Source organism: Paenibacillus sp. LS1, assembly GCF_026013365.1.
GTDB lineage: Bacteria > Bacillota > Bacilli > Paenibacillales > Paenibacillaceae > Paenibacillus.
Window position 1 is genome coordinate 42,921 of sequence record NZ_JAPDOE010000012.1, and the last position, 13,014, is coordinate 55,934.

Below are 13,014 nucleotides of genomic sequence, written 5' to 3' on the forward strand. Positions count from 1 at the left end.
CAGAAGCATAAATCGCTCCAGCGTGGAATACGGGGTCCGTTTTGTTTCTAACTATATATCAGGTGTGTAACCTGCCTATTTCAAAACCTTATCTTCACCCAACCATTGAGTAGAGATCTTAGCTGCTGTTCCGTCTGCATTCAACTCATCCAGCGCTTTTTGCAGCTGATTCAGAAGCTCTTCATTGCCTTTTTTGATACCAATGCCATATTGTTCCGGTGCAAGAGATTCATCCATCAGTTTGAATGTTCCCTCTTCTTTGGACATGTAATATCTCGCTACCACTTCATCAATGATGACCGCATCCAGACGTTTTGTCTTCAGATCCGTCAGTGCAAGCACGTTATCCTTGAATTCGGAAGCTTTCACTTTATCCTTCAGAGGACTTGCTGCGAGTGCATCTGCCGCGGAGGACAGTGCCTGCAATCCCACATTTTTGCCATCGAGTTCATCCAGCTTCGTAATTGGTGAGTCTGCCAAGGTAATAGCAACTTGGCTGTTTTCCAGATACGGCTTCGTGAAGAGCACTTTCTCTTTGCGCTCATCCGTAATGGTGTACCCGTTCCAGATCATATCGATACGGCCACTGTTCAGCTCTGACTCTTTGGAAGACCAGTCGATTGGCTGGAATGTGATTTCTTTACCCATTTTCTCCGCTGCAGCTCTTGCGTAATCAATATCAAAACCAACAATTTCATTCTGCTCGTCCCGGAAACCCATTGGAGCAAACTTATCGTCAATGCCTACAACAATCGTGTTATCGTCTTTGCTTGCGGAACTGGAACAACCAGCCACAATTAATACACATATACTAATGAATAATAGTAGAATCGCTTTTTTTCTCATCTCTCGAACCCCTCCATGTCTATAACCAAAACCCAAACGCTTTAGTTCGTTACCACGTTATCAGAGATTTATAATAACATAGCATGGGAGAAGAGTCGAGTATCTTGCCTATTTCCTTCTATTTCATGCAGCTTAATTGTCAACAATCTGTGAAAATGCATCTTTCACTTGTGCCGGTTCCACCAGCTTCTCGCGTACAGTCGAATTCCATAGCTCCAGGTTCTGAAGCTTCTTTAATTCCGTACCTGTCCATTGTTGAGTCGATTCACGACGTAAGGTATAGCTGGTATTCTCTAACTGGTAGACGACCTGCTCCAGATTATCGATCATAACAAAGTTCGCAACCGCATTATATACGAGTATCCGCTCAAGTTCCTCTGCATCCATCTCACGCGTATCCAAGCTATAATTCACTTGAGCCGTGAACGTCTCTGGGTACAGTTGGTAACCATTCAATCTTTCACGTAAAGGTAAAGCCTGATTCAGATGACTCAGGTTTGAATTATCACCCATGTAGGGACTGCGATATTTGGCTAAAGCGGCAAAATCATGTGTCAGCGGATTCTGCTGCTCTTCCTCGTACCGAGCCTGCTTCGCCTCGATCTTCGGATTAACGAAGCCTTCAACAATCACTATGCCAACGATACCCAACACAACAAGTGTTATAATCCATATATTTCTAATCCTCATAGTGCATCACTCACTTCATACTTGCTAACGATCCGATACGCCCGATGCACTACCAAAGGAATAATAATACTCAGTAACGGGATGGCAAAGGCAATGACGATCACAGCAAACTGGTAGGGTCCATCCACCTGAATAGGGCGATTAAACCAGATATTACTTCCGAATCGCAACGCCGCCTGAGTTCCCCACAGAACGAGTATAAACGCCGCCCACAACCACCATATTCTGCGATTCCACTGCATTAAGGTAGGGAATCGAATAACCGTGGTTTTCACCGAACATACTGGATCGTTCCCCCTGTTAATCAACATATACACTACATACGTCCCACCAACAATAAGACTCACGATCATAAGCAGGTTGTTTATGGCGGAGCCCTGCATAAGCACTCTCATTGGAATGGTAATGATCCAAGCTATAAGGCTATAAATCAAGGTAGACTGTAACAATGATGTCCAGTAAGGTACCCGTTGCACCTTTCGATGGTCACTCATCACCTGGTCCATACCAGCGATATGCTGAATGGCTGTGTGGAACGCCTTCTCTTCGCTCATCCCCTGCGATATATAATCGTCAATCCGTGCAGCCAGATTGCTGTGAATCTCTTCTTTTAATTCCCGATTGTCCAATGTATCTTGTGCATGAGCGAACAAACGATTGATATGACGAGTGGTGCGAACTTCCAATCTCATAGGTTTTCCTCTCCTTTTTCCTCGAATACAATCATGCAATCAATCAGTGTCTTGGCTGCCTGCCAAGCTAGAACCTGTTCTCTATATGCTTCAAGACCTTGCACTGTTATTCGGTAATATTTGCGTCGTCCTCCCTGTGTTTCTTCCCCCCAGTAGGATTCCACATATCCACTCTTCTCCAGCCTCTTCAAACTGGAATAAAGCGTAGGTTCCTTCAGTTCAAATTGCTCTCCGCTCTTGCGATAGATTTCCTTAATAATGCTGTAGCCATAGTTATCCGCGGGTATTAGCACACTCAGAATGATCGGGTCAATATTGCCCCGAATCAGATCACTGTTAATCACTTGCACATCCATCTGCGAGTTTCACCGACTTTCTTCAATCCTGCGTATACTATAAGACATATTACTATGTCTGTAAAGGTAATATGTATCGTGTAGTATATCCATAAAAAGCAAAGCAACCTTTATCCCCATATCTCCGTCTGGAAGATATTAGGGAGGTAATAGAATGAAATCGCTAACTAGAATGCAGACCTTCATCTCACTTATATTTCTTACAACAGTTCTCCTGTTGGCCGGCTGTAACACTACTCCAATTAACAGTACCAACGAACCCTACTCTGCCCCAGCAAATCACCAAAAAGAAGTGGAACCAGACCCCACTTTGCCCAAGGAACTGCCTACTCCGATTATCCAGACTGCAAGTGGCATCTCCGTTCCTGCTGTTCAAAGCAGTTATTGCTGGGGCAGTAAATGTGCTGATTATGTCGGTGGGATCACCATGTTGGAAGGAACAACGCCAACTCCAGTTCTTGCAGGAGAAAAAGTGACCATTGAGATGGATATTCCAATTCCCCCCGACAACGTAATGATGTATGAATACGTCGGTGACCAGAGCCGCGAGATTTCTTCACAGGATGGTACATTTCACCTTCCCCAAGAAGCGGGAATTTATTATTACGGCGCATTTGTAAATTGGTCTTCAAAAGAAGATCAACAAGTCAGTCTTGGTGATACCTCATTTGCTTTTAGTGTTCAGATCAAGGAAACGGATTGATGCACTCCATGCAGAAACAGGCCAAACCCTCCATTCGGAGAATCTGGCCTGTTTCTGTATTTCTATTTGTTTCTATCTTTTCTATACTCTTGTGAGCCACTACTCACACTCAACACTATTGCTGCACTTTCTCGCGATCTTTCCCTTTATCAGATTCTCCCGCATTTTTGTTCGCAGCATCGCGATCCTGCTGCATCTCTTCAACGGTTTTCACCTTGAGACGCGCAGCACCTTCATATTCCTTCGTTGGAATAAGATTGCCAGCAGCGAGTCTCGCTTCTGCGGCAGCGATAGCGTCACCATACTGCGGCAACCACTGGGCCTGTGCAACTAGCATCTCGTCGACCATCTGCCAAATTTCTTTCGGATTACATACGGCACCCACGAGCGGGTCCATCATGAATGCCTGACGAAGTAACTTGTCGTCTCCGTTCACTGCTGCTTCAACGGCAAGACGTTGCACGGAAATGCTCACATTACATACCGCGGCTGGTCCAAGTGGCAAATCGCCTACATGCGGCATGGAGATGCCATTGCGATCCACATATCCCGGTGCTTCAATAATCGCATCATCCGGCAGGTTCGAGATGACTCCATTATTGACGGTATTGAAATGTCCACGATAGACACGTCCCGTCTCCAGCCCTTCGATAATATACGAACCATGCTCCTCGCCCCGTTTTTCTGGAATGAATTGCATCGGTTCATCCTTCATCCAGTTTGGAAAATCAGTCTCGAACCAGTTGCGCCCCTCGGTACACACACGCAAATATCCACCCGTCTCTCCGTTGATCCAGTTGCCGAGGTCGATCCAGTCGTTGATCTCTTCCGGACGTTTGCGGTACCACGGCACATATTCACTCAGATGACCATTTGATTCCGTGCTGTAGTATCCGAAGCGGCGCAGCATATCGATCCGCACTTTCTCAGTGCGGCTGTACTCCGGATGTTTCTCGAAAGCTTCGAGCAGATCACCTGTAAGGTCTTTGCCCTCATGAGACGCCTGAATGTACCAGGTCTGATGGTTGATGCCGGCACAGATAATATCCACTTCACTCTTTTTCAAGCCAAAAGCTTCTGCAATCTGATGATGACCATGCTGTACGCCATGACACAATCCGATCGTCCGCACACCGCCGTACTTGTTGCAAGCCCATGTGAGCATCGCCATCGGATTGGAATAGTTCAAGAGCAGCACGTCGGGTGCGCTCTGTTCACGAATATCTTTACAGATATCCAGCATCTCGGCGATTCCCCGTTGTCCATACATAATGCCACCTGCACACAGCGTATCGCCGACACATTGATCTACCCCATACTTCAGTGGAATATCCACATCGGTTGCAAATGCTTCCAGTCCCCCAACACGAATCGTACACAGTACATACTTCGCATATTTCAACGCTTCTTTACGATCTGTTGTCGGCTGAATCTGAATATTCAGTCCATTCTCACGGATATCCCGCTGACACAGCTCAGTCACCATGTCCAGATTGTGCTGGCTAATATCACAGAACGCAATTTCAATGTTGTTAAACTCCGGTACCGTGAGCAAATCCCTTAGCAATCCCCGTGTAAATCCGATACTTCCTGCCCCGATAAACGCCACTTTAAACGACATGCCTATGTCCTCCCCTAATCCGAATCACTCGCTTCGGTTAATGACTATCTTCATGAAATCATTGTACCAACGGTAAAAGGGGAAGCGTTATCAAAATCATGACCTGTTCAAGATCTTGTTGTCAAAAATCCTAACTTTTACATGCTAGATCCGGTAATCCAGTTGTATTCGAAATAACTGCAATCGGCTCATTCATCGGACGGATACTGACTGACATGTCGTTCCATAGAGGAGCGAAATTCAACTGGCGTACGGCCTGTATATTTCTTGAATAACATATGAAAATACTGACGACTGCCTACCCCCACATAGTCGGAGATTTCCGAAATCGGAATATTGGTCTGCTGAAGCAGCATCTTGGCCTTCTCCATGCGAAGCATCGTTAGGTAGTCGGTCGGTGTCCGCTGCGTGTGCTGACGAAAAATGCGATGTAAATAGCCTGGATGCAGATTGACGGCTGCCGCGATATCCTTCATCTGAATGTTGCGGTCCATGTTGTGATGCATGAATTCAATGGTTCGTTTGACATACAGCTCCGCCTGATCTAGTGCACTCCGGCTCATTTCTCCGCGCAGACGAGCAACACGGACCAGCAACTGGATAAACAGTGTACGCACCAGCATACCCTGTTCCGGGGACGTTAGATTCCGGGCTTCGCGGTGCTGCAACCTTTCCTCTGGCGGAATGATCTTCATCGGCATGTTCGATCTCCCTTGCTCCAGCAGACCGCGCTGATCGAGTTCCAGTACCAGACTTTTCATAATGTGATACACTTCTTCCGGGTCAGGCAGTACCAGATATGGCGAAGCATTAGTGAGTAGAGTGTGGACTTCTTCCTCTTCCAGTGCGAGTTGGCGAATGGATAACTGTCCGGAAGGAGAGCCTGAGAATCCAAACTCCACATTGAGCATCCGGCAAGGCACGCCATCTTCCACCAGCAAACGGTGCGGGACACCTGCGTCGAGCATAATGAACTGCCCTTTTTTCAAAACGGTCTGCTCCGAACTCCCATCCGGCATCTGCACATCCACCCGGCACATTCCCGAAATAATATACATGATTTCTGTGGAATCATGATTGTGATAGGACATACGATAGTTGTCCCATTGCTTGTAGTAGTACGCGTAGAAACGCGGCCCGCAATCCTCTGTTCGCAATGCCTCCTGATATAGGCTTCCTGTCCAGCGCTTCGCGATACTCATATCCATACCTCCATTCCAACAACGATCGATCCTCACTTTTCTCTATTGTAGCAATTCTATAGGTTGAATATAAACTGTCTTCGTCAAAACCATCATTGCATTATTTAATTAGATAAATATATAATTAGTATACTATCTAATCATTTATGTGAACGTCTATAATTAAGGAGGTTTCCACTCATGAGTACCACCTTTCATTTGGTGAGACATGGTCTCAAAGAACGACGAATCGGTGATGTCTCCCTCACTTTCCAAGGAGCTTTACAAGCCGAGGCCACAGCACTTCATTTTGCCAGAGCACCCTTTCCCGTTACTAAAATCCTGACCAGCCCACTTCGACGAGCCCGAGAAACTGCAAGTATGATTGCCCACCATACTCAATCCCATATCACCGAAGATTCTCGCCTGCGCGAACGTGCCAATTGGGGCGATTGCCCGGATCAGTCATTCGAAGAATTCATTGCGATGTGGGATCGATGTACGTCTGACCCAGATTACATTCCACCCGTGGGTGACTCGGCCAAACAGGCTGGTGAACGGCTGGCCTCCCTCCTAACCGAATTGGCTAATGAAGAGCCAGAGAACAGTAACATTATTGTGGTTGCACATGGTGGACTCATTACTGATTTTCTGGTGCAAACCTTTACCGAGGGCGAGCTTAACGTCTGGCATTCCGATTTTATAGCTATGCAGAACCAATTGATCCCCGAGTGCTCCATCACCACATTGATCCATGATCAAGGTAAATACACCATTGAAGCGTTCGCTTCTACCGAGCATTTAGACTCCAACGATGTAAAAGAATGACGTAACATGGACGCCGAGAACATGCCAAGCTCTGCCCGCAGATCCTTATGTAAAAAAGCTCTGAAAGCCCCATGTGCCGAGACACATGGGGATTCCAGAGTTTCCAAGCTTCGATAACAACTCTCAAAACTAACGACGCTGCGCTGCGTTACTTTACAGCCTGATCATGAACACATGTTTCGTTGCTATTGCTACCTATTATTACTCCGGCCTGCTTACTTTCCGCCCTTACCTGGCGTGTAGAACTTAGGCAGCGTTACTTTTGACCAGTCGATATCCGATGCCATGTAGAAGGACGGATAGGAAGGCTGGTTGTATCCACTGTTCTGTCCTGCAATGCCCACACGATACATCGCATCATGCATCAGCGTGTACAGCTTGCGGTCCGTTTTCTCGGTACTCAGATAGATGCGGATCGCTGAACTGTCCGTCGTTCTCACCAGCATCTCTTCCCGCCAATCCCCGAAGATATCAGCTACAAGAGAAGGCGTACCTTTGGTGTGATTGTTGGTCAATGTTCCTGTTGCGGTGAGCAACGTGCCACGATTCCAGTCTTTGATCGTAGGCGTGACGTCGATGGCACCATCTACGATCTGTGTCGTCATATCGCCAGCCCAACGGATATTCATATTGGTTCCCGGTGCCTGATCACTGATTTTTTCACCAGTCGCTGTCCACAAACCTACAGCCCATGTCTCCAGCCCACGGCGAGTCGGATCAACATCACCCACCATGCCGCGTCCGGTATCTTTCCCCGTGTATCCGCCATAAATCACTTCTCCAGTCTTCGCATCACGCAGGGAATAGCCATATGGCGCCCACGGACCACCCTCGTGAACCATGAAAATCTCCAGTCCCGGACGATCCGGGTCAATATCTGCCACATGAAGTGCGTCCCCATGACCCAGACGGGCAATGGTTCCCGGTGCAGCACTCTCGGCAGGCATCAGGTCTGTTGAGCTGTATAGCACGCTTCCATCATGATCAATCGTAGCGGAGCCATAGATAATCTCCTGTTTGCCGTCACCATCCACATCCGCCACACTGAAATAGTGAGCTCCCTGAGTTGTGATGGAGCCATACTGCGGATCTGTACCATCCACTCCGTGCGGTCCGTCATTGAATGGGTTCTTCATCGGTGTCCAGCCGCTGTCCACTTTCCATTCCTTTTTCAGCTTCTTGCCATCCCAATTGTAGGCAACCATCGTCGAACGTGTATAGTATCCGCGTGCAAATATAGCAGACGGTTTCTTGCCATCCAAATAGGCCACACCTGCAAGGAAACGGTCCACCCGATTCCCAGGTTCAATCCGTGCCATGGCATAATCGCCCCACATCAGACCATCGTCATGACGCTCGGGTTCATATGGAATGGTCTCCAGCTCTTTGCCTGATTTGCCTTCAAATACCGTAACATACTCCGGTCCATCCACGATAAAACCTTCAAACTTGCGCAGCTCATTTCGATTACTGCGTTCTACCGCATATACATCAATGAAGTAGTCGGCCAGACTTTCGGCATCCTGCTGAGATAATGGGTAATTATATTTTTTCTCGATTCCAAAAGCCTCTTCTAATGTCGCAGGCCAGTTCCCCTTCACAACCTCGTCGTGTTTATGCCAGTTTTTGAACATATCCACCACGTGATCATAGTAACCATCCGCACTTAAACGATAATCATCTTCGTTCGAGTATCCTGCCTTGCGATCCTGCTTCGGAAGCGTGATGTACTTCTCGGATGTCACTTTTCCTTTTTTGTTATATTTGATAATCTTCGTGCCCGGAGCGGTCTTGAACATCATCTCGGCCTTGCCATCCCCGTCAAAATCATAAACGAGCATCTGTGTATAATGAGCACCCGCCCGGATATTGACCCCAAGATCGATCCGGTACAACAGCAGACCGTCCAAGGTGTACGCATCAATGTAGGTGTTACCAGTGTACCCTTTTTGCGATACGTCCTTGGCGTTGGAAGGGTCCCACTTCACGAAAAACTCATACTGGCCATCCCCGTCTACATCACCTACGCTCATGTCATTGGCGGAATACGTATAAGCTTCTCCCGCAGGCGTCACGCCATCAGCGGGTTTTTGCAGTTGAATGTCCACATAGCCGTTCGCCCAAGGTTTGACGGATGCACTGCGTTTGCTCTCCTTGCCCTTCTTGTTCACCGCTGCCACTTCATAACGGGAAGAAGATTTGCCCGCGGCATCTACATAGTTGGTGCTGTCCGTGACGGTAGCGATCTTTTTGCCATCACGATAGACGTTGAAGTCCGTACCTGTCAGCCCTTTGTCGCTATATCCTGTGGACTCGTCACCAAGCAATCTCCAGCTGAGAAACACACCTTCGGATGTGGATGCAGCCACCAGACCCCGATCCAGATATTCCAGTTGAATCTCTTTCACGTGACTGCCTCCCTTATGTGATTGCAGGCTAGCCTCCGTCGCCCCACTGCCGTTCGAAGCTTCTGCTCCGGTAATCCCTGCTGTTCCCCCAACAAGCAAAGCTACGCTCAGTGCCGAAGAGAGCACCTTGGCTGTAAGTGGCATACGTGCCTTCCTGCGTCCTGATTGCAGACCTGAAGCCGATCCTTTATGTACCGGCGCTGTTGTTTCTGAGTTCATCCACCTTCACGCTCCTTGAGACAGAATAGGTGACGCATATACACAACGATGATGATTGAACATTCGATAAATTCGTACAGACCTTCTTCAACGGACGAGACTTGCCATTAATGATTGCGCTTACAATTATAAAAAAGAGAAATCAGCTTGCCCGACTACCAGAGTGCGGCCCCCCTTCCATTCTCTTTCCAATCCGAGCGAAGTGATCCCGCCCATCGGGTTCTATTATAGACATCCTGCCTGCCAGACCCTAGGCAAATATCCGACCAAAACGATCAATAATCAGTGTTTTTAGGAGCCATTTGAGAAAAAGAACTTGCAGCTGTGAGGGATATCCGTTCCGGTTACGAATCGTTCTTATGATCGCTGTTATCCCCGGATTTTCTTCCATCCCCTTTCCAAGGGTAAAATCCGGTGATAAAGGCGAACACTTCGTTTCTTCAGAATCGATTTCGTCCCCTCCACTACGTTCCTCAGTTGATCAAGTACTTCAATCGAGAATGACTCTTTGTAATGAATAGTAAAAAACCGCAATCCTCTAACATACTGAGGATCGCGGTTAAAACAATTACGAGTAAGTTTTAAGGCTCAATACCCCATACCAGGTTTCCAGCTTGGTAGAGCGTTACCTTGTTCCAATCCTGATAGGATGTTTTCGTTGGATCGAAGGAGTAGTCATTCGTCTCGTCAAAGTTGGACCAGTCTGTTTTGTACATGCGAAGCTGGATGTCTCCAGTCTGTCCACCAGCCTGAATGCTGCCAGCGCCAGATGTGAAGCTCAGCTCCACATAGGAGTCTGTGAAGGTACGCTGGATATTGGCTCCGCCAACTTGAGCGTAATCGATGGCCGAATCCATCGCAGCCGAGCCTTCTTTGGAGAAGTAATACCGGATCTTCAGATCACTCAGATTCACAGCAGTACTGCCCAGGTTTTTGATGTTGAAATACGGTTTGATCTGGCTATCCAGCGCATTGGTATCTCCCGCACGGTATTGCAAAACAAGATCACTGGTCGGCACAACGACACTTTGAGGTGTCGCGGAAGCTACAGCGGAATTGGCACTTTGCCCTGCTGTATTCACTGCACTTACCACATAATGATACGTTGTTCCGTTCGTCAGGGCCGTGTTCGTGTAGGACGTACCACTCACATTCGCAGCGACTGTTGTGAACGGACCGGATGCACTCAGCGCCCGTTTCACATTATAACTTGTCGCACCTGCAGAAGCAGCCCACGTCAAGCTCACCTGTGCATTGCCTGCCGTTGCTGTGAGAGCAGTCGGTGCAGCTGGCGCCGTTACACCTGCAATCGGTGTAGCTGTTGCTGTTGCAGAGTTAACACTTTCACCTACTGCATTCGTTGCTGTTACCACATAATAATAGGTTGTGCCATTGATCAGGCCTGTGTTGCTGTAAGATGTTCCACTTACATTGGCAGCAATCGTTGTGAATGGACCTGATGCACTGAGTGCCCGCTTCACACTATAACTTGTTGCTCCCGCGGAAGCAGTCCACGTTAAGGAGACTTGAGCGTTACCGGCAGAAGCCGTCAATGCCGCTGGTGCTGCCGGAGCTGTTGTTCCGCCTGGAGGATTCCCACCACCGTTACTGGCAGGCAGGACAGGGAATGAGTTTTTCACCAGTGTCACGAATTGATCGTGGAACCAGTGACCGGATACCGGAGCATTCGCGAGTGCACCTGTTAATACGCCATCCCGAGTTGTGAAGGTCGGATCACACATCCGGTCGAAACCTTTACCTTCGTTGTTCGGAATTTCGGAGCTGGAGCCATCGGATTCACCCGGAGGTTTCACCCATACATAAGCATCCAGATGTGCGGGTCCCGGTGCAGCCTTAGGTGCTTCACCAATACCTGCCCCACTGTTGTTACACCAATTGCCACGATGATCCCGTTTATCGACCCGTCCAGAATTCACATAGGAATTAATATTGCTTCCTGTCGCTGATGTTGGACGGTTCACCCCGCCCCATCCATTACGGCTGGTATCGATCAGGAAGCCCGTGCTGCTCGGCCATCCGGCTTGTACAAATCCGGAATAGAGTGCTGCAGTGAAGTCCGTCTCGTCAAAGTACGGGTTCCATTCATAATAATCGGAAGATCTGATCGGTTGTCCACCGATATTCAGATCCGGATTAGGCAGATTCGGTTCATGAGTAGGCGTCGTATTGGCAGTGTTGGTGATAAAACCATCTGCACTTTGCAGACCTGCCGCTGTATCATTTACTACGTCAGTGTACAGGGCAATCGCACCGGTACGGTTGTTGTCCCATCCGAGCCAGCCGGAATGGCCGATATCCAGGTAATTGTACACATTAGGAATGGCATGCAGCTTGTCCAGTGCATACTTGACCCCATCTTCATAGATACCTGTTGAGCTGGCTTGCGCACAAGCTGGAGTACTCAGGTTAGTCACAAGGTTAGGCAGACTGTCCGGCTCAATAATCGCCACAATGCGAATATCCTGATATTTCGGATCTGCGAAGATATCTGCAATGACATCAATGTAATCTGTTTTGTACGTCTGTAGTGCAGCCTGTGTTAGTGGAAGTTCACCATTCGATGCGAGTGCATGACAATCCCGGCCAGGCAAGTTATAGACAACGAATGAAGCCGTTATTGGTGTACCCGGTTTCTTTTGGGCGAGAACGGCATCGAGATGTTGCTCTACGCTTTTGCGACCAGCGTTGTCCGCGCCGCCATAGATCGCAGCAATACGGTCAATCCATACGGCTGTTGGATACGATTTGACCGTCTCCATCTTGGCCTTCAGCGATGTATCGTTGGTCAGCGCAACGGACGTATCCACGAGAGCTGAGTAATCCTGGTTCAGATAAGCGGTTGCCCCTACAAATGGATTATCCACATGTGCTTCAGCCGCCTGAGTCAAGCCTGGAGACAATCCAGGGAAAATCCCCGCCGCGAGCAGCGTTGCTGCCATTATTTGCTTTACACCTTTGCGCAGGATCTTCTTACCTCTCGATTTGGTTTTCAATTTAGTCTTCATAGTTCCACCTTTCCTTTAGTTAGATTGGGTTGTACTCATGTCTGATCCTCTGTGTCATTAAGATGCTTAGCACGAAGAGAACGTTCGGATGAGTTGGTTGTATCACCTCCAAATGTAATAGTTGAGTAGCTGAAACCTTGAGTGAGCAAATCGTGTGTGGGGTCGAGCCATAAGAGTATAATGTGGTGGGTGTGGTTAAACGTGTGTTAGACATGAAGAAGTGTGAAAAAGGATTGCGGGATCTCTAACATCCCATTTCAGAAAGCGCTTTCTTAAAGTGGTTTAAAAAAAGGCCTTCGCCTACCATCTACGATCATGATGTTCGGTGTTCACCTCCTTCTTATGTACTGATTATACGACATGTAAATATTACTGTAAATTGAATTATATAAATTTAATTATATTTTTTTCCATAATTCAGGCAGGAATCTGGACATCCCTTGC

Annotated in this window: 10 protein-coding genes; 2 read left to right on the plus strand and 8 right to left on the minus strand. The window is 47.8% G+C overall.

Annotated features, from left to right (window positions below; all coding sequences use genetic code 11):
* Nucleotides 1–75: 75 nt before the first annotated feature.
* The 4 genes from OM416_RS26785 to OM416_RS26800 all read right to left on the minus strand — a co-directional run bounded on the left by OM416_RS26785 (nt 76) and on the right by OM416_RS26800 (nt 2,584).
* Nucleotides 76–846, minus strand: a complete 771-nt coding sequence (locus tag OM416_RS26785; RefSeq protein WP_036606344.1) for an amino acid ABC transporter substrate-binding protein — start codon at nt 844–846, stop codon at nt 76–78.
* A gap of 132 nt (nt 847–978) precedes the next feature.
* The gene (locus OM416_RS26790; RefSeq protein ID WP_264934572.1) at nt 979–1,536 is read right to left on the minus strand and encodes a DUF4825 domain-containing protein; all 558 of its coding nucleotides are present in this window, start codon (nt 1,534–1,536) and stop codon (nt 979–981) included.
* The gene (locus tag OM416_RS26795; RefSeq protein WP_264934574.1) at nt 1,533–2,228 is read right to left on the minus strand and encodes a permease prefix domain 1-containing protein; all 696 of its coding nucleotides are present in this window, start codon (nt 2,226–2,228) and stop codon (nt 1,533–1,535) included. The genes OM416_RS26790 and OM416_RS26795 overlap by 4 nt, the downstream gene beginning before the upstream one ends.
* A complete protein-coding gene (locus OM416_RS26800) occupies nt 2,225–2,584 on the minus strand; it encodes a PadR family transcriptional regulator (protein WP_264934576.1) in 360 nt (119 codons plus the stop codon). Before OM416_RS26800 ends, OM416_RS26795 begins: the two co-directional genes overlap by 4 nt.
* A 154-nt stretch (nt 2,585–2,738) precedes the next feature.
* Between OM416_RS26800 and OM416_RS26805 the strand changes: the two genes are divergently transcribed.
* The gene (locus OM416_RS26805) at nt 2,739–3,287 is read left to right on the plus strand and encodes a hypothetical protein (protein WP_264934578.1); all 549 of its coding nucleotides are present in this window, start codon (nt 2,739–2,741) and stop codon (nt 3,285–3,287) included.
* Between the two features lie 115 nt (nt 3,288–3,402).
* Here OM416_RS26805 and OM416_RS26810 read toward each other — a convergent pair whose 3' ends face one another.
* Together OM416_RS26810 and OM416_RS26815 are read right to left on the minus strand one after the other, a co-directional pair.
* A complete protein-coding gene (locus OM416_RS26810) occupies nt 3,403–4,908 on the minus strand; it encodes an alpha-glucosidase/alpha-galactosidase (protein WP_264934580.1) in 1,506 nt (501 codons plus the stop codon).
* Between the two features lie 188 nt (nt 4,909–5,096).
* A complete protein-coding gene (locus OM416_RS26815; protein ID WP_264934582.1) occupies nt 5,097–6,110 on the minus strand; it encodes an AraC family transcriptional regulator in 1,014 nt (337 codons plus the stop codon).
* A 180-nt stretch (nt 6,111–6,290) separates the two neighbouring features.
* Between OM416_RS26815 and OM416_RS26820 the strand changes: the two genes are divergently transcribed.
* Nucleotides 6,291–6,917: a histidine phosphatase family protein gene (locus tag OM416_RS26820; RefSeq protein ID WP_264934584.1), complete on the plus strand. Its 627-nt coding sequence runs from the start codon at nt 6,291–6,293 to the stop codon at nt 6,915–6,917.
* 215 nt (nt 6,918–7,132) lie between these two features.
* Here OM416_RS26820 and OM416_RS26825 read toward each other — a convergent pair whose 3' ends face one another.
* Together OM416_RS26825 and OM416_RS26830 are read right to left on the minus strand one after the other, a co-directional pair.
* On the minus strand, nt 7,133–9,469 hold the full coding sequence (locus OM416_RS26825; protein ID WP_264934783.1) for a rhamnogalacturonan lyase: 2,337 nt from the start codon (nt 9,467–9,469) through the stop codon (nt 7,133–7,135).
* Between the two features lie 656 nt (nt 9,470–10,125).
* Nucleotides 10,126–12,570 (minus strand): glycoside hydrolase family 6 protein, encoded by a 2,445-nt coding sequence (locus tag OM416_RS26830; protein WP_264934586.1) that lies wholly within the window; start codon nt 12,568–12,570, stop codon nt 10,126–10,128.
* Between the last annotated feature and the right edge of the window lie 444 nt (nt 12,571–13,014).